Source organism: Candidatus Nitrospira neuquenensis (genome assembly GCF_979578155.1).
Genome location: NZ_CEFZDU010000003.1, coordinates 108807 through 124919, shown reverse-complemented (window position 1 = coordinate 124919; position 16113 = coordinate 108807). Strand labels below are relative to the sequence as shown.

The 16113-nt window shown below is 70.0% G+C and carries 16 protein-coding genes and 2 riboswitches; of the genes, 2 read left to right on the top strand and 14 right to left on the bottom strand.

All coding sequences use genetic code 11. The features are described 5' to 3' along the window. Positions 1-2 precede the first annotated feature (2 nt). The 4 genes from AC1U7O_RS01875 to AC1U7O_RS01860 form a co-directional block, all read right to left on the bottom strand. A complete protein-coding gene (locus AC1U7O_RS01875; RefSeq protein ID WP_479892867.1) occupies positions 3-2012 on the bottom strand; it encodes a TonB-dependent receptor plug domain-containing protein in 2010 nt (669 codons plus the stop codon). A gap of 29 nt (positions 2013-2041) precedes the next feature. Continuing rightward, a riboswitch (cobalamin riboswitch) is annotated at positions 2042-2300 on the bottom strand. A gap of 71 nt (positions 2301-2371) precedes the next feature. Next, positions 2372-3238 (bottom strand): ABC transporter ATP-binding protein, encoded by an 867-nt coding sequence (locus tag AC1U7O_RS01870; protein ID WP_479892866.1) that lies wholly within the window; start codon positions 3236-3238, stop codon positions 2372-2374. Then, entirely contained in the window at positions 3235-4365 is a 1131-nt protein-coding gene (locus tag AC1U7O_RS01865) for a FecCD family ABC transporter permease (RefSeq protein ID WP_479892865.1), read from the bottom strand. The genes AC1U7O_RS01870 and AC1U7O_RS01865 overlap by 4 nt, the downstream gene beginning before the upstream one ends. Then, complete coding sequence (locus AC1U7O_RS01860) at positions 4362-5255, bottom strand: ABC transporter substrate-binding protein (RefSeq protein WP_479892864.1); 894 nt, start codon at positions 5253-5255, stop codon at positions 4362-4364. Before AC1U7O_RS01860 ends, AC1U7O_RS01865 begins: the two co-directional genes overlap by 4 nt. A gap of 258 nt (positions 5256-5513) precedes the next feature. Next, a riboswitch (cobalamin riboswitch) is annotated at positions 5514-5654 on the bottom strand. 249 nt (positions 5655-5903) lie between these two features. Here AC1U7O_RS01860 and AC1U7O_RS01855 point away from each other — a divergent pair. Beyond that, the gene (locus AC1U7O_RS01855; RefSeq protein ID WP_479892863.1) at positions 5904-7343 is read left to right on the top strand and encodes a hypothetical protein; all 1440 of its coding nucleotides are present in this window, start codon (positions 5904-5906) and stop codon (positions 7341-7343) included. Positions 7344-7444: 101 nt separating this feature from the next. After that, positions 7445-8239, top strand: coding sequence for a DUF4124 domain-containing protein (locus AC1U7O_RS01850; RefSeq protein WP_479892862.1), 795 nt, complete (start codon positions 7445-7447; stop codon positions 8237-8239). Positions 8240-8274: 35 nt separating this feature from the next. Here the strand turns inward: AC1U7O_RS01850 and AC1U7O_RS01845 are convergent, their stop codons facing one another. The 10 genes from AC1U7O_RS01845 to purF form a co-directional block, all read right to left on the bottom strand. Continuing rightward, positions 8275-8532: a SemiSWEET transporter gene (locus tag AC1U7O_RS01845; protein WP_479892861.1), complete on the bottom strand. Its 258-nt coding sequence runs from the start codon at positions 8530-8532 to the stop codon at positions 8275-8277. A 257-nt stretch (positions 8533-8789) separates the two neighbouring features. Further along, positions 8790-9212: a thiol-disulfide oxidoreductase DCC family protein gene (locus AC1U7O_RS01840; protein ID WP_479892859.1), complete on the bottom strand. Its 423-nt coding sequence runs from the start codon at positions 9210-9212 to the stop codon at positions 8790-8792. A 378-nt stretch (positions 9213-9590) separates the two neighbouring features. After that, positions 9591-10664 (bottom strand): class I SAM-dependent methyltransferase, encoded by a 1074-nt coding sequence (locus AC1U7O_RS01835; RefSeq protein WP_479892858.1) that lies wholly within the window; start codon positions 10662-10664, stop codon positions 9591-9593. Continuing rightward, on the bottom strand, positions 10661-11773 hold the full coding sequence (locus AC1U7O_RS01830) for an aldo/keto reductase (RefSeq protein ID WP_479892857.1): 1113 nt from the start codon (positions 11771-11773) through the stop codon (positions 10661-10663). The genes AC1U7O_RS01835 and AC1U7O_RS01830 overlap by 4 nt, the downstream gene beginning before the upstream one ends. Before the next feature lie 12 nt (positions 11774-11785). Continuing rightward, complete coding sequence (locus AC1U7O_RS01825) at positions 11786-12229, bottom strand: hypothetical protein (protein ID WP_479892856.1); 444 nt, start codon at positions 12227-12229, stop codon at positions 11786-11788. Then, positions 12226-13059 (bottom strand): tetratricopeptide repeat protein, encoded by an 834-nt coding sequence (locus AC1U7O_RS01820; RefSeq protein ID WP_479892855.1) that lies wholly within the window; start codon positions 13057-13059, stop codon positions 12226-12228. The genes AC1U7O_RS01825 and AC1U7O_RS01820 overlap by 4 nt, the downstream gene beginning before the upstream one ends. An 8-nt stretch (positions 13060-13067) precedes the next feature. Further along, positions 13068-13664, bottom strand: coding sequence for an MBL fold metallo-hydrolase (locus AC1U7O_RS01815; protein WP_479892854.1), 597 nt, complete (start codon positions 13662-13664; stop codon positions 13068-13070). Between the two features lie 32 nt (positions 13665-13696). Continuing rightward, positions 13697-13936 carry a hypothetical protein gene (locus AC1U7O_RS01810; protein WP_479892853.1) on the bottom strand — a complete coding sequence of 80 codons (240 nt, stop codon included), beginning with the start codon at positions 13934-13936 and terminating at the stop codon, positions 13697-13699. 36 nt (positions 13937-13972) lie between these two features. Next, on the bottom strand, positions 13973-14503 hold the full coding sequence (locus AC1U7O_RS01805) for a peroxiredoxin family protein (protein ID WP_479892852.1): 531 nt from the start codon (positions 14501-14503) through the stop codon (positions 13973-13975). 122 nt (positions 14504-14625) lie between these two features. Further along, positions 14626-16104 carry an amidophosphoribosyltransferase gene (gene purF, locus AC1U7O_RS01800; RefSeq protein WP_479892851.1) on the bottom strand — a complete coding sequence of 493 codons (1479 nt, stop codon included), beginning with the start codon at positions 16102-16104 and terminating at the stop codon, positions 14626-14628. Positions 16105-16113: the final 9 nt, after the last annotated feature.

Here is a 16113-nt window from a genome sequence, read left to right as displayed (position 1 = left end):
GCTCACAACGGCAGGTCGTGATTCAGCCGGATGCCGAAGTAGATGGACCGGACCGGCGTTCCCGCGTTGAGGATCTCCTCGTACTTTTCGTTGAACAGGTTGTCCACGCGGATGTAGGCCTGCACGTCCTTCCGCACGTCGTAGGTCGTCGTCAGGTTCCAGACGTCGAAGGGCTTCATGCTCTGCCGGTCGTTCGTCGTGTTGAACCGGGAGCCGACGAACCGGCCCATGAGGATCAGCCGCAGCGGCTCCACCGGCTGGTAGCCGACCTGGACGCTCATCTGGTCCACCGGCCAGCGCGGCAGCCTCGTGCCGTTGCCCAGGTCCCTGGTCATCGTGTTGGTGTACTGGCCCTGCAGGTCCAGGCTCTTCAGGAGGAAGCGATTCGCCGCGTAGGTGTAAGCGAAGGACGCCTCGAACCCCCTGGCCGTGGCCGAGCCCACGTTGAGGGGACAGAAGCTGAAGGTGCTGAAGGGGGCGCAGGCGACGGGATCGAAGGTGGTCACGATCAGGTTGCGGTAGCGGTTCCAGAAGTAGCCGGCGCTGAGCTTGAGGCTCCGGTCGAACAGCTCCTGGTCCACCGCCACGTCGAAGCTCTGGCTTTTCTCCGGCTGGAGAGCCGAGTTGCCGAAGTTGGGGAAGTAGAGCTCGTTGATGCTCGGCGCCCGGAATCCGGTCGAAAAGCTCGTCCGCAGCTTGGTCTGGGTCTCCTTGTGCAGGTAGCCGCCGGTCAGCCGGTAGGTCGTGGCGTCGCCGAACACGTTATAGGCGTCCTGTCGGATGCCCGCCGTGCCGAAGACGCGGTCCCAGAGGTTCACCTGGGCCTCGGCGAAGCCGGCGTTGGAGGAGACGATCCGCTGCGACAGCCCCGTCGAGTTCTCCCCCTGCTGCTCCCGGAACTGGTAGCCGAAGGTGAAGAGCAGCGGGTCCGCCACCCGGACGTTGTTCTGCCATTCGATGCGGTTCGACAGGACGTCGATCTGGTTGGGGCTGCCCGACGGCGTGCTGAAGGCGCCGGTGAGGACGTTCCGCTGCCGGGTGCCGGGCAGGAACAGCGACGACTCCTGCGCCCGGGCCAGGGTGAGCTTTTGGTCCCACCACTTGGTGATCCGCTGCTGCCAGTTCCCGCTGAAGACGTACTGGGTGGCCTTCTGCTTGGAGGCGAAGACGTCCTGCGGCGGGTTGGAGATGTTGTCGAGCGAGGTCGAGCTGTTGATCCAGCGGAAATCGAACTCCAGCCGCCCCTCCTTGGGCAGCTCGACGCCGAGCCGCGACGAGGCCGTCCAGTTCCGGTAGGCGTCCCGCTCCGCCGCCCCGAGCCGGAAGTCGGTGGTGGAGAACCCGGTGAAGTCCCACCGCGAGAAGGTGGCCGAGAAGTCCACCGGTCCCTTCTTCCCGGTCACCTGCCCGCCCTCCCGGATGGAGTCGAAGGAGCCGTACTCGAAGAAGGTCGAGGCGTTCGGCTTGCCGGCCCCCTTCTTCGTGATGATGTTGATGACGCCGCCGATGGCGTCGGAGCCCCACAACATGCTCTGCGCGCCGCGGAGGATCTCGATGCGCTCGATGTTGTCGATCATCAGGTTGCCGAAGTTGAAGGCGCCGGTCGTCGCGCTGTTGACGATGGCGCCATCGATGAGCACGAGCGTCTGGGCGGAGCCGCCCCCGCGGATTCTCGCGCTAGCGTCGGTCCCCGGACCGCCGTTGGAGAAGACGGCCAGGCCCTGGGCGAGCCGGAGCGCATCCACGACCTCCTTGTACTTCCGCTGCTGCAGCTCCTCCCCGGTGATCACCTGCACCGCGCTGGTCAGGTGGCTCACGGGCACCTCGGTCTTGGTCGCGCTCACGACCACGTCCTCCGTCTTGACGGCCACCTCCTCGGCCGGCGCGCCCTGGGCCTCGGTTTGCCCCTCCGGGTCCGCCGCGCCCGCCGGCCCTGTCGTCCCCATCGCCACCCCCGCCGCCAGGACCAGGCCCGCAAGCCGGACCCGTCCCCACCACCCGCACTGATCCATGACCCACCTCCCTCATGCTCGAAGGGTTGAGTGGACTGGACCGACAGCCGGGTCTCCTGACTCGCGGATCGTCGCTTCCCCGCGCCTTCCCGTTGTCAGCGGTCATCGGCGTTCAGTTCTCGGCGTGCAGTTTCGAACTGCCCCTGAAGACTGATCCCCGACGACGGCCCTCAACAGTGGCGTATCTGCGGAGTCGCTCCCCGCTCACAGTGGCGGCACCGTGATGGATTCGCACCATCTTCCCCGACGCTGACGGTCTATCCGATAGGCAATCCCCCGTCGCCGTTGTCCCGTGCCCCGTCACCGCGGGCGCCGAGGAGGGGGCACCGCCTCCTCGGCCCTCGATCAGGCTCTCGACGTCACCGCCGGCTGCCCGTCTGGCCCGGCAGGGTTACCCGCGGCCGGCCGGACCGCGGGTGGCGGTCCACGAGGACGGGACAGCCGTAGACCGACTCGATCAAGTCCGGCCGGATCACGTCCTCCGGCGGGCCGAGGTGCACGACGGCGCCCCGATCCATGAGAAGCACCCGGTCGCAGAGTTCGCTCGCGAGGTTGAGGTCATGGGACACCAGCACGACCGTCAGCCCCCGCTCGGCGTTCAGCCGGCGGAGGATCGCGCCGATCTCCACCTGGTGGTTGAGGTCCAGGAAGGCCGTCGGCTCGTCGAGGAGCAGGACCCGCGGCTCCTGGGCCAGGGCCCGCGCGATGACCGCCCGCTGCCGCTCCCCGCCCGAGACATCCCCGATGGACCGGTGCGCGAGGTGCAGGACGTCGGCGTCGCGCATGGCCTGCTCGGCCAGTCGCAGGTCCTCCGGCCGCTCCCAGCCGAAGCCGAGCAGGGGCCGTTCCCGCCGGTGGTGGGGAAATCGCCCCATCAGCACGGTCTCCGCGATCGAGAAGGGAAAGGTCTGGTGGCTCTCCTGCGGGACCATCGCGACCGTCCGGGCCACCTCCTCCTGCGCAAGGGCGTCCAGCGCCGCGCCGAAGAGATGGAGCCGGCCGGCCTGGGGCTTGAGCACCCGCGCGAGCAGCTTGAGCAGCGAGGTCTTCCCCGAGCCGTTCGGGCCGATCACCCCCAGTACCTCGCCGGCCCGCACCGCGAAGTCCAGGCCGGCCAGGGCCCAGCCGTTCGACTCCCCGGTCGCGGCGCTTCCATAGCGGAAGGAGAGGCCCTCGACCCGGTAGGCCGCGGCGGCCCCCTCCGAGTTCACCGCCCGGTCGGTCACGCGAGTCCTCCCGTGCGTCGCGTCAGCAGGTACATGAAGACCGGGCCGCCGGCCAGCGCCGTGACGACGCCGACGGGAATCTCCCCCGGCGCGAGCATCGTCCGGGCCGCCGTGTCCGCCGCCATGAGAGCGGTGCCCCCGACCAGCGCGGCGACCGGCAGCAGGAGCCGGTGGTCCGCGCCGACCAGCAGCCGGGCCGCATGGGGGACGACCATCCCGACGAACCCGATCATCCCGCTCACGGACACGACCGCGCCGGTGAGGAGCGCGGCGGTGAAGAAGACCGTGCGCTTGACGGCCTCGACCTCCACGCCCAGCGACAGCGCCGTCTCCTCCCCGAGCGTGAGCAGGTCCAGGGCCCTGGCCTGCCGGAACAGGCACAGGGTGCCGAGGGCCAGGTAGACGGCCAGCGCGAGGATGACCGGATAGCGCGGGGCCGTCAGCGTGCCCATCAGCCAGAACATCATGCCGTAGGACCGGTTCGGGTCCATGATCGAGGTGACGAACATGATCAGGGCGGAGAAGATCGCGTTGAGCACCACCCCGGCCAGCAGCAGCGTGTGGACCGGCAGCCGGCCGTAGGTGACGGCGATCCGGTACACGATCAGGATCGCGGCCAGGGCGCCGACGAAGGCGCAGAGCGGCAGGGCCGAGACCGCCAGCCACGAGGTCCCGATGCCGAGCAGGACCGCGACCGCCGCGCCCAGCGCGGCTCCGCTGGAGATGCCGAGCACGTAGGGGTCGGCGAGCGGGTTGCGCAGGAGCGCCTGCAGCCCCACCCCGACCGCCGCCAGGCTGCCGCCGACCATGAACCCGAGCAGGATGCGCGGCAGGCGCACGTCCAGAAGAATCACCCCGGCCGGCCCCGCCGCCTCGATTCCCGCCGGCCCCTCCGTGAGGACGTGCAGCAGGATGCGGGCCGTCTCCGCCCAGGAGATGTCCTCCGCCCCGAAGCGCAGGCAGGTCGCCATCGCGACCAGGGTCGCGAGGGCCAGCGGGCCGACGAGCAGGCCCCACCGACGGGGCGAGAGCGGGAGACGGCCGGCCCAGGGCGAGGCCGCCGCGGCCGTCGCCGGCGCCCCAGGTGCGGCTTCCCGCCAGTCGCCCTGCCGTTCACCGACGGTCATCGTGACCGCGCCCCCTCGGCAAAGGCGTCGGGGTGAAGAATCAGGGCGAGCGCTTCGAGCCCCTCGACGACCCGCGGGCCGGGGCGATTGAGCAGATCGCTTTGGATCTGGCGGAACTGCTGCCGCTTCACGGCGGTCAGCGAGGTCCACCGCCGCCAGGCCTGCTGCTCGGCTTCCGACACGGCCTCGGCCTTGCCGACCGGAAAGAGGAGGATCTCCGGGTCCTGGCGGACGACCTCCTCCATGCTCAGCCGCGGGTAGGGCACCGTCGCACGGCGCGCCACGTTCGTCCCGCCCGCCAGCTCGATGAGCTGGTGGATGAAGCTGCCGGGGCCCACGGTGATCAGGGGCTCGCTGTTCAGGACATACAGCAGGCGCGGGCGGGGGCGCGCCTCGGTGCGGGCCTTGACCTCTCCGATGCGGCGCCGCATGTCCTGCGCCAGCGCATCGGCCGCCTCCGGGCGGCCGAGTATGCGTCCGAGCGCCTGAACATGGCCCAGGACGTCCTCGATCGTCTTGGCCTCCAGGACATACACCGGAATCTTGAGCTGCTCCAGCGCCGCCAGCAGGTCGGGACGGAGGAACTCCCGCGGGGCCAGCACCAGGTCCGGCGTGAGCGCGACGATGGATTCCAGGTTGGGCTGCGAGTAGCCGATCTTGGGCTTGCGGCGGGCGTCGGGAGGATAGTCGCAGAAGTCGGTCACGCCCACGACCTGCTCCCCGCTCCCGATGGCGTAGAGCATCTCGGTGACGCTGGGCGCGAGGGAGACGACCCGCACCGGCGGCTTGGCGAGGAAGATCTTCCGCCCCAGGTTGTCCACGAAGGTGCGGGAGGCCACGTTGGCCATGAAGGGCATGCCGGTCAGGATGCCTTGCTGGCGTCGCGTCATGGCTGCTCCGTCAGGGCCATCCGCACGGGCGATCGCCGCCGCCAGGAGGACGAGCAGGACGACCGTCCGCTGCGCCCATCGTGTATGCCGCTCCAAATAAAAAATCCTCAAGGCCTGGGGAGACCCTGAGGATTGCACCCGGTTCTTCATCCTCATCCTTTCCCCAGCCCACGAGGGAAAGAGAAGGTCGCTCCCCGCGCTTCCGGTCGCGCGGCCGCGCCCCGTGATGGGGGGAAGCGGCGAGGCGACGCGCGGGGCCCCGGGCAGGTCTTCTGGCTTATGGGGTCTTCGGCCTACTACCCGCGCCTTCCCGTCGTTCGACAGTGGCGTCAGCGGGGTTCGTCCCCATTCACAGCGGCGGGACCGCGAGGGCTTCACACCCTCTTCCCTCGACCCGGGCTCTGTCTCTGGGGCGCCACTGTAGGGGAGCCCAGGAATTCTTGTCAAGGCGAAAGCCGGCGCGACGCAAAATTGCCGTGACCGGTCCCTTTTGCACGGAAACCCTCGATCGCCCCCCACCGCGACTCCACGGCGGCCGGCTGCCGTTCCCCTTACCTCGTCGGGAGTTACCGGCCAGGCGGCCCTGCCGCCCCGGCCCCTGGTATCAGGCTTGCACACCGCTCACCCGGGGCACGGGAGAATCTTTCAATGAAAGTGTCCGCGCGCAGCCTCTCCACCGTCTTCGTGGTCTTCAGCCTCTTGGTCGCGGCCGTCGAGGTAAGCCGCTCGATGTGGTTCGGGGCAGGCTCGGCGCCCAACGAGACCTTCACCGCCCTGACCGCCCTCCCGCACTGGGCCATCGAAGACCCCCGAGCGAACGGCTACTTTCTGCTCCTGGGCTTTTCCGCCTCCCCCGCCATGGACCCGATCGAGACCGGCCATCGGATGTGGATCGAGGCCGAAACCCGCGGGGGACAGGGATGCTACGATTACGCCGGGCCGGGCCGCGCTCACTTCGTCGTGGACCAGGACAGCTACCGCCTGCTCGAAGCCTGGAGCCGCCCCGAGGCCCCGCTGACCTTCAAGCGGCTCGCGGATGCGCTGAACGCCGACGCCGGACGCCAGGCCGTCCTCCTCGACCGATACGGCCAGTGGCTCGGCCTCCGCTTCGAGGACCGCGGGTTCGGCCAGGCCGGAAGCCCGAGGTACAACGAGATCTTCGCGACCCACCGTCTCTTCGTCGCCTCCGGTTTCGCCGTCGGCCTGGAAACGGGCGCCGCGCGCCTGGAGCGCGACCTCCACGCCTGGAGAACCGTCCTGGCCAGGGCCATGACGCTCCCCACGAAGATCGCCGCGACGGTCGTGGTCGAGGACGACATGGCCCTGCTGTCCTCCCTCCTCAACCTGCACGACCTCGACCCCGCGCTGCTCGCACGCCTGCGCCGCCTGGCCCGTCCGCTGACGCCGGAGGAGCGATCCCTCCGCCGGCCGATCCAAAACGAGTTCGTCATCGCCGTGTCGCAGGCCGCCGCTCCAGCCGGCACCCAGGCTGAGCGCGCCCCCGACGGCGCCTTACGCTGGCTGGAAGGGCTGGCCGGGCTGCCGCCGGCGGCCTTGCAGCGGGTCGGATTGGCGCGGGCCTTCGGAGCGATCGCCCGGGCGCCGGTGCGCCGCCAGAAGACCCTCAATACCTACGCCCTCTACACCCACCAACTCATCGCCTACTCCGAATCTCCCGGCGGCCCTCCGCCCAAGCTTCAGGACGCGGCCGCCCCTCCGCAACGCCGCTTCTACGAGGTCCTGCTGTCCCCCATCGAGACGGCGGGGCTGGCGGAGCCGCAGTGGCAACCGATCTTCCAGCGCGTGACGGAAGCCGACGCGAGGCTCCGCCTCGTGGCGCTCCAGGCGCTGCTCCTCGGCGCGCCCGGCCATCGGCCGGTTCCCCTCCGCATCGCGCAGGCCGGGTCCTCGCTCTTCGACCCCTTCACGGGAATGCCGATGCTCTGGCATCCCGCGAGCGGCAGGCTTTACAGCGTGGGAGCGGATGGACGGGACGATGAAGCGGACCCCGGTCTCGACATCGCCATCCCGGTCGCCCTCCCGGCCGGAACGGACGCGCCGCTCCGTCCCATCGCGGGGCGATCCTGAGGGGAGGACCAGGGTCGCCGGCCCTCCCGCCCCCGTCAAAATCCCGTTGACTCCCTACACAAAGCCCCCTAAGCTACGCCGGGTCCTGACGGAGCACCGGCATGGCTGGGTCCCCTCGGACGAAACTGACCGTCTCCTCGCCGGCGGTTCTCTGGCTTGCCGCCACCCTCGCCTTCGCCCCGCCCGCCCTCTCCGCGGGCACGCTCTACCGATACCAGGACGAGCAGGGCGCCATCGCCTACACGAATTCCCGGGACCGGATTCCGGAACGGGCCAGGGCCAAGGCCCAGGCGCTCGATGGCGACACGCTGGAGCCGATCGCGCCGGGCGCTGCGGCGGCCCCCCGGGCCGGCGAGGTCGCCCCGGCGCCCCTGGGCGCGTCGGTGGAGTCTTCCGCCCCGGCCGAGCTCCCGCCGTGGCGGCAATGGATTGACCGGCTCGCCGACCTCAAGATTCCGCTCCCCTCTTCCTATGAAACGGGCGTGGGGCTCACGGCCCTCGTCCTGATCGTCTGGGGAATCGTCATCATCCGGATGACCGCCAGCGCCATGGTCAAGCTGCTGGTCAAGGTCGGGCTGCTGGTGGTAGCCGGCGGCGCCGCCTACGCTCTCTACTTCTCCGGCCTGAGCGACCGGGTCGCGGGGGTGACGGGCAGGCCCGGCCACACCACCGTCACGGGCAAGGAGCTGCTGGGAGCCGTCGAGGAGAAGACCGGCAAGGTTGCGGAGCAACTCAAGCGGGCCGCCACGGACCGGCTGAAGGATGCGGCCGGCAAGGCGAAGGAGGCCGCGGTCGGCGAGGCGAGCCGGACCGTCGAGCAGGCCAACGAATCGAGCCGTCGGTTGCAGGAACAGCTCGAGCGCCTCGAGCCCGCCCGGCCGTCGGGCCAGCCCTGACGATTGCTGAGCACCGGCCGGCCGCCCCCGTGCCCTCAGGGCCGGTACCGAAGCTTCAATCCCAGGATGGACAGGGCCAGCACGAGCGTGACGGCGTTCGCCGCGATCACGGGCAGGGACCGGATGAAGAGCCCGTAGAGCAGCCAGAAGAAGACGCCGGCACAGAAGGTGATCAGCATCCCGAGCGAGACATCCTCCGCCGAGCGGGACCGCCAGGTCTTGAGCAACTGCGGGACGAACGCGATCGTCGTCAAGACCCCGGCGGCCAGCCCCGTCAGCAGCGTCCAATCCATCGTCGGTCTTCTCTCGGAGAAATCAGTCGTGCGGTACCGGGAGAATAGGCGCTTTGCCGCCCCGGCACAAGGGAGGGCCCCTACTGTCGTCCGGTCAACGGCGAGTGTGGAGACCGGCCAACAAGAGGCGTGGAAGTGTTGGACGGCGCCAGCCCGCGGGCAAGCAAGGCGCCCGGCATCTACGAGGAGGCGACCCGCGTCGGCCCCCTGCTCGGTCCGGCCCGCAGGAGACGAAGTCCCCTCGCTGAACGAGGCCCCTATCGCCCACCGGCCGACCCGACCCGGCCGAACCAGCGGTAGCGGTGACGGGCGACCAGCCGATAGCCCAGCTCGGCGAGCGGCCTGATGACGGGCACGCGCAGGATCGCGCGCAGGATCCGTCCGCCGCGGAGTCCCGGCAGCAGCGGGAGGAAGGCGTCGAGGCCGCGGCTGACGCGGCCGTCCGGCTCGACCAGGAAGGCGACGTCCGGCCGGCCGGGTCGGTACTCGCCCCCCAGGCAGCGGGCCGCCTCCTCGCTCTGGTAGGGCACGAACCGCGCGTCACGATCCGCGCCCAGCCGCTCGAGTCCCTCCTTGGCCGCCACGCAGAGGCGGCACTCGCCGTCATAGATCAGCGTGGGCCGGCCGGCGGGCACCGGCTCCTCGCCTGGCCCTCTGATCTCGGAAACCTGGTCCGACATCACCTCACCGGCAGGCTGAGGTCGGGAGGCGGACGTCTTGTGAGGCCCATCGTCCTCCGGTATCATCGCGGGCGATGGCGGCCTCCCCGCGCAACCTGGCCCGAGCGATGGCCGCGCTGCTCCTTGCGCTGACCGTCCTGCAAGCCGCCACGGACGCGGACCCGAGGCCGGAGGCCTCCTGGATGGCCCGGCTGGCCTGGCCGGCCTTCCTCTACGGCGCGCCACTGGTCCTGTCGGGATTCCTGGTCGCCGGCTCCCGCTGGGCGCTGATGGCCGGCGTCATGTACGGGACCATCGGCCTGGCCCTCGATATCTCGACGGTCGTCCAGGAGCTGACGAAGGGAGCGGGACAGGCGACGGCGCTCCTGACGAGCGGCCTCACCGGCGCCCTGAGCTTCCTGCTGATCCTGCTCGGCGGCCGCGGCTTCCTCTCGGTCGGCGAGGCTTCCACGCCTCCAGGAGCCCGCCCTCCCAGTCGCCCTCCGCGCCCCGGAGCCTGAGCCGCCGCACCCGCTCGAACCCCGCCTTCCGCAGCCAGGCGCACGTTTCCTCCGCGCCGTAGGTGTCGCCGGTCTCCGTGAACAGCAGCATCGTGACCGCGAAGAGGTTGGCCTCGGCCGGCTGAAGGCCCCGCTGGTCGAGGGTGAAGGCATCCTGGATCAAGAGCCGGCCGCCGGGCGCCAGCGCGGCCAGGATCCGGCGAAACAGCCGCCGGTTCTCCTCCGGCCCGTAGATATGGATGACGTTCGACAGCCAGACGACGTCGTAGCGGCCCGGGATGGGCCGGCACATGAAGTCCACCGGGAGATAGTCCAGCCGCCGGCCGTGCCGGCTCTTTGCGGCCAGCTCCCGCGCCACATCGAGCGCGGGCGGCCGGTCGCAGACCGCCGCCCGCAGGCCCGGGTTGCGCGCCAGGAATTCCAGCGCGTAGGTCCCCGGCCCGCCGCCCAGGTCCAGGAGCGTCCGCGCGCCCCTGAGGTCCAGGGCCCGCGCCACCCGCGGCGCCACTTCCAGGGAACGCTGGTGCATCGCCCAACTGAAGCTGCGCCGGTAAGCCGGGTCGTCCGGGTCCTCATGCTCCACGGGGCGACCCGTCCGCACACAGTCCGTGAGCTGCGACCAGTCGTCCCATTGAGTCCGGATCAGGTCGAGGTAGGCGCTCCGGAAGGCGGGGCTCGTCGCGTCCAGCTCCCGCGCGGCGAAGGGGCTGTTGCGGTAGCGGACACCGACCGGGGTCAAGAGGCCGGCGGAAGCCAAGTTCCGGCAGAGGATCGAAAGCCCGCGCGGGCTCACGTCCAGCTTCCGGGCGAGGGCGGGCACGGCCCAGGCCCGCCGGCCGATCGCGGAGAACAGGTCCAACTCCAGCGCGGTGAGGATGATCCGCGGCCGGCGAAAGGCGAAGACGGCGTCACGCAACTCGTCGAAGCCGCGGATCGCCCCCTTCGCCCTCATGCGAAAAGGGCTCCGAACTGCTCGGCGGTCAGGGGCGCCCGTCGTGCGACGGCGAGGTTTTCCTTCACATGCCCCGCGGAGCCCATGCCGACCAGGGCCGTCCCGAGCCCCGGCGTCGAGCGGACGAACTGAATGGCCCGCTGGGCGTCGGTATCGCCGTTGAGCTTCCCGCGCAAGTCGCCGGGGAGCCCGTCGCTCAGCCGCCCCTGCAGGATCGAGGCGCTGGCCATCACGTAGAGGCCGAGCGCCTGTGCCGCGACCAGGAAGGGCACCATCCGGCCGTTCAAGGGCTGGGTGGGCTGGGCCAACGCCTCCGGCATCGCCAGGTTGTAGGGAAGCTGGACGACCCGGAAGCGATGGGTGGGCCCGCCGACCTCCCGGGCGAGCCCCACCAGGGTCTCGAGCGACAGGTGGCCGCGCGCGCCGGGCTTCGTCCGGTAGCCGTTCCAGGTGGCCGTGCCGTAGACGCGCAGGGCCCCCGCACCCGCCGCCCCCTCGAGCGTCTCGAAGGCGGCGCGCATCCGCGCGAGGAACTCTTCGCGCGACACCTCGTCGAGCTGGGACTCGGGGTTGTGCAGGTAGTAGACGTCGAGGCAGGCCAGACCGAGGTTCTTGCGGCTCGCCTCCACCTGGTGCCGGAGATAGCGCGGCGAGAGACAGTGGCAGCCGCCGACCAACTCGCCGGCCTCCACGATCCCCGGCATCACGAAGGCCTGCCGGACGTAGGCGTCGTGGTCGCGAGGCGGCGCGCCCTCGTAGGGGATATAGCCGCCCTTGGTGGTGACGAGGATCTCGTCGCGCCGCACCGCGCCGGTGCGGACGAGGTCGGCGAGGGCCCGGCCGACGGCGCGCTCGCTGCGCTGGCAGCGGTAGTTGATCGCGCTGTCCAGCACGTTGCAGCCGGCCGTGACCGCCTGCGCGATCGCCTCCCGGTAGCCGGCGTCGGTCCGATCGTCGTGATCGCCCAGGTAGGTGCCGAGGCCCACGGAGGAGAGGACCAGCCCGCCGAGCCCCTCGCGGAAGTGGCCCTCATCGGCGAGGCCAGCCGCGACCATCCGCTCCCGATAGCGCCTCGTCCCCTCCGCCGTCGCCCAGCCGTCGAGCGCCATGCGTCCCCCCACTCACGCCGCGCGGGCGAACTGGTCCCGGCACCACCGGATCAGCCGGCAGACCTCGTCCGGTTCGCTGAAATCCACGGTCCGGTGAAAGGTCACCGCCACGTAGGACTCGTTCATCTCGGTGGTTTCTTCGAACCCGGAGGCGAGGAAGGTCCGCCGGACCTTGGCCGCCTTCGGCTGGAGGTAATACTTCGCCTGCTTGGCCAGCTCGTCGTTGTTCAGGTCCTCCGGCGTTCCCTCGGACAACAGGCTCCGGATGTCGTCCATGACCATGCCGGCCTGGCAGACCAGCCGGCCGTCCGGGGTGATTTCGAGGATCCAGTCCTCCGAGCCCAGCTCCATGGCCAGCGGCCCTCCCGGCTCCAGCTCGTAGAGCATCGGCTCCCGCTCGATCAGGCGGAGGCGGGCCTCGTCCCAGGCAGGCAGCGCGGCGGGTTGGTCGCTCATGCGCGCCGGCCCTCCCGCCCCGCGCGGAGACCGGGGGAGCCGCCCTCGGCGCCGGAGAGCCTTGCCCGCAGGCCGGCCAGGCGCCGGCTGTTCTCTTCCAGCTTGGGCAGGCCGTACTTGCGGTCCACGAGGACGACCCGCTCCAGCAGGTCGGCCGCCTCGGCGAGCCGGCCGAGATTCTCGTAGGCCTGAGCCATCAGGTACCAGGCACCGCCGAGGCGCAACTCGTCGTGGAGCCGCTCGGCGATGGCCTGGCTGGTCCGGCAGCAGGCCAGGGCCTCTTCGCTGCGACCCTGGAGCAGGTAGGTGCGCGCGATCATCCGCCAGCCGTCGGCGAGGCCGGCTTCGTTGCCGGTCCGGCGCATCAGGAGCAGGGATTGCTCGTAGCAGCGCATCGCCTCCTCGTACTGGCCGGTCTCGCGCGCGACCAGCCCCAGGTCCGAATAGAGCACGGCGAGGCCGGCCAGCTCGCCCGCCCGTTCCAGGAGGTCGCGGGCCTCGAGATAGTAGGCCCGCGCCCGGTCCCACTCCCCCGCGTCGGCGCGCAGGTTGCCCAGGTTCGCCAGCGTCGTGCCGATGCCCCGGTCGTCTCCGAGCACCTTCTGCAGCTCCAGCACCTCCTGGTAGTAGGCCTGGGCCTGCTCCCGCCTCCCGCTCACGGCGCAGATGTTGCCCAGGTTCCCCAGCGTGGCGACGAGCGAGCGCTGGTCGCCGCTGAGGCGGTCGCACTCGAGCGCCTGCATGTAGCACACATAGGCCTCCGTGTAGAAGCCGCGCGAGAAGTGCTCGTTACCCTGCCGGTTGAGGAGCTCGGATTGGGTCTGCAACATGGGAGGACTTACGCGGTGAGGGCCCGCTCGACCGCCGCCTTGGCGCCGGTCGGGATCGAGGCGCCGTCCCCGACCAGGAGGGTGTCGAAGGAGTAGTTGAGCAGCCGGCGCAGCCCTTCCTTGGCCTTGGCGGGGTCGGCGTACTTCTCCGCGGGCAGCATGGAAAGGGAGCCGGGCGGCTTGCCGATCAATGCGTCCCCCACGATCAGACAGCCGCCCCCCTGCTGGAGATAGAGCGCGCATTCCCCCGGTGACTTCTGGTCCTTGAGGTGCACGGCCCAGATGCCGCCGGGCAGGAGCTCCCCGTCCTTGTAGGTCTTGTCGTAGGGGATCGTCATCTGCGGCGCGTCGGCCTCCGGGACAAAGATGCGGCAGCCGAACTCGGCCTTGCACGCCGCGGCCTCCCGCTCGTGGTCGCGGTTCGTGATGAGCACGTAGTCCACTTGGCCGCTGCGCCGGATGTGGGTCTTGGCCTCGGCCGTCAACGGCGGGGGGTCCACGAGCACGCGGTGCTCGCCGACCACGAGGAAAAGCCCGTTGAAGTCGAGCTGCTTCTCCTCCGAGAACCAGGACCACTGCCAGATGCCGGGCCTGACCTGCTTCATCGCGTCCCGCGCCTTGCGTCCCGCGTCCCGCGCTACAACGCGGCCGCCGCGTCCTTGACCACCTTGGTCACCTTGGCCAGGATGTCCGCCTCGTTCGGCAGGTCGATGAGGTCGTCCTCCGACACCGTGATGAACTTCCGGTTCGGCCCCTTGGTGAGCGAGATGAGGAACATCCCGTTGGAGGGCGCGACCGGGATCACCACCTCGACGGCCGCGTCCACCCCCTTCACCAGCCCGAGAAACTTGTCCTTCCCCGCCGCGATCTCGTCCATCGCCCCCTTGCTCCCCCGGCCGTCCCCGCCACCCGGTTACAGGCCGCCGCCGGCCGCCAGCAGCTTCTCGACCTCCTGCAGGATCACGTCGGGGCCGGCCAGGTCCATGTTGCCCACCCGTTGCCAGCGGATGACGCCCTGCTGGTCGATGATGTACACGTTCGGGATGAATTTGCCCCCGCCGTAGAGCTTGTCCGTGGTCTTCTTGGGATCGATCAGGTAGGGGTAGGTCACCTGCACGGGAAAATGCCGGAGAAACTCGGCGACGTCCTCCTTCGAGTCGCCCGAGGAGTTCACGCCCACCACCGCGACGTTCTTCCCCCGCGTCGCCTCGTAGACCTTCTGCAGGTTGGTCCCCTGCTTCAGGCAGGGCTCACAGATGTGGAATAGCCCCAGGACCACGACCTTGCCCCGCAGGCCGTCGAGGGACACCTGTTCGCCCGTCAGGGACGTGAGCGTGAAGGAAGGCGCCTGCTCGCCGATCTTGAAGTAGCTCTTGGCCGATGCGGTGGTCGCGACCGTCGCGACCAGCGCCAGGCTCAGGAGGATTCCGGCTGTCCGCTTCATCGTGGCCTCCGCCGAAAGACTGGATGAGATGCGGGTCCCGGGCGCGCTGCTGACGGCGCGCCCCGACGCTGATGGGCTCCGGCCGCTATCCTAGCACGCGGAGAAAATCAGCGGCAACCGGCTCACAGAAGCGGCTCGAAGAGTCCGAGCTGCAGCTCCTCGGCCTTGGTGAAGGGGATGGGATACCGCTCGGTGAAGCAGGCGGTGCAGTAGTGCCCGGGCCGGCCCGGCGAGGCCGCGAGCATGCCCTCCAGGCTCAGGTAGGCCAGGCTGTCGGCGGTGATGTACTTGCGGATCTCCTGGATCGTGTGGCTGCAGCCGATCAGCTCGCGGCGGGTGGGCGTGTCGATCCCGTAGAAGCAGGGAGAGATGATCGGCGGCGAGCTGATCCGCATGTGGACCTCCCGCGCGCCGGCGTGCCGGAGCATCTTGACGATCTTCCGGCTCGTGGTCCCCCGCACGATCGAGTCGTCCACCACGACGACGCGCTTGCCGGCCAGCACCTCGGGCACCGCGTTGAGCTTGATCTTCACCCCGAAGTGGCGGATCGCCTGCTGCGGCTCGATGAAGGTACGGCCCACGTAGTGGTTGCGGATCAGCCCGTTCTCGAATGGAATGCGCGCCCCCTCCGCGTAGCCGAGCGCCGCCGGCACGCCCGAGTCCGGGACCGGGATCACGATGTCCGCGTCCACCCCGGCCTCCTTGGCGAGCTGCCGTCCATAGGCCTTGCGCGTCAGGTACACGGCGTGCTGGCTGAAGATGCGGCTGTCGGGCCGGGCGAAGTAGACGTGCTCGAACACGCACATGGCCGGGTCGGTCTTCGGGAAGGGCCGGTGGCTGCTGACGCCCTTCTCGTCCAGCACGACCAGCTCGCCCGGCTCGATCTCCCGCACGTACTCGGCGCCGATCAGGTCGAAGGCGCAGCTCTCGGACGCGACGAGCCAACTGTCCTTGATCCGGCCCAGGCAGAGGGGACGGAAGCCGTGGGGGTCGCGCGCGGCGATGATCCCGCGGTCGGTCAACAGCACGACGGAGAAGGCGCCGCGGATCTGAGTCAGCGCGTCCACGACCCGCGCGAGCAGCGTGTCCCCGCGCGAATGGGCGATCAGGTGGATCATCACCTCGCTGTCCGTCGTGGACTGGAAGATGGCGCCGTAGGCCTCCAGCTCGTTGCGGAGCATCGTGGCGTTGATCAGGTTGCCGTTGTGGGCGAGCGCCAGGTTCCCGAGCGCGAAGTTGACGGTGAGCGGCTGGACGTTCTTGAGGTTGCTGTCGCCGGCCGTCGAATACCGGTTATGTCCGATCGCCATGTGGCCGGGCAGGCGCTTGAGGACGGCCTTGGTGTAGATGTCCGCGACGAGCCCCATGGCCTTCTCCAGGTAGAACTGCTCGCCGTCGCTGGAGACGATGCCGGAGCCCTCCTGGCCGCGGTGCTGGAGCGCGTAGAGCCCCAGGTAGGTGAGGTTGGCAGCCTCCTTGTGGCCGTAGATGCCGAAGACCGCGCACTCCTCGTGGAGCTTGTCGGGGGTGATCCGCAATGAGCGTGAGGCGTGGGGCGTGGGGCGTGAGGCGGTCGGACGTTGCTTGCCGGTCCCACTCATGCCCCTTGC

Excerpts from the sequence above, each read along its gene's own strand:
- AC1U7O_RS01875 (WP_479892867.1), bottom strand. The coding sequence starts at position 2,012 with ATGGATCAGTGCGGGTGGTGGGGACGGGTCCGGCTTGCGGGCCTGGTC.
- AC1U7O_RS01865 (WP_479892865.1), bottom strand. The coding sequence starts at position 4,365 with ATGACCGTCGGTGAACGGCAGGGCGACTGGCGGGAAGCCGCACCTGGG.
- AC1U7O_RS01860 (WP_479892864.1), bottom strand. The coding sequence starts at position 5,255 with ATGACGCGACGCCAGCAAGGCATCCTGACCGGCATGCCCTTCATGGCC.
- AC1U7O_RS01855 (WP_479892863.1), top strand. The coding sequence starts at position 5,904 with ATGAAAGTGTCCGCGCGCAGCCTCTCCACCGTCTTCGTGGTCTTCAGC.
- AC1U7O_RS01850 (WP_479892862.1), top strand. The coding sequence starts at position 7,445 with ATGGCTGGGTCCCCTCGGACGAAACTGACCGTCTCCTCGCCGGCGGTT.
- AC1U7O_RS01845 (WP_479892861.1), bottom strand. The coding sequence starts at position 8,532 with ATGGATTGGACGCTGCTGACGGGGCTGGCCGCCGGGGTCTTGACGACG.
- AC1U7O_RS01840 (WP_479892859.1), bottom strand. The coding sequence starts at position 9,212 with ATGTCGGACCAGGTTTCCGAGATCAGAGGGCCAGGCGAGGAGCCGGTG.
- AC1U7O_RS01835 (WP_479892858.1), bottom strand. The coding sequence starts at position 10,664 with ATGAGGGCGAAGGGGGCGATCCGCGGCTTCGACGAGTTGCGTGACGCC.
- AC1U7O_RS01830 (WP_479892857.1), bottom strand. The coding sequence starts at position 11,773 with ATGGCGCTCGACGGCTGGGCGACGGCGGAGGGGACGAGGCGCTATCGG.
- AC1U7O_RS01825 (WP_479892856.1), bottom strand. The coding sequence starts at position 12,229 with ATGAGCGACCAACCCGCCGCGCTGCCTGCCTGGGACGAGGCCCGCCTC.
- AC1U7O_RS01820 (WP_479892855.1), bottom strand. The coding sequence starts at position 13,059 with ATGTTGCAGACCCAATCCGAGCTCCTCAACCGGCAGGGTAACGAGCAC.
- AC1U7O_RS01815 (WP_479892854.1), bottom strand. The coding sequence starts at position 13,664 with ATGAAGCAGGTCAGGCCCGGCATCTGGCAGTGGTCCTGGTTCTCGGAG.
- AC1U7O_RS01810 (WP_479892853.1), bottom strand. The coding sequence starts at position 13,936 with ATGGACGAGATCGCGGCGGGGAAGGACAAGTTTCTCGGGCTGGTGAAG.
- AC1U7O_RS01805 (WP_479892852.1), bottom strand. The coding sequence starts at position 14,503 with ATGAAGCGGACAGCCGGAATCCTCCTGAGCCTGGCGCTGGTCGCGACG.
- purF (WP_479892851.1), bottom strand. The coding sequence starts at position 16,104 with ATGAGTGGGACCGGCAAGCAACGTCCGACCGCCTCACGCCCCACGCCC.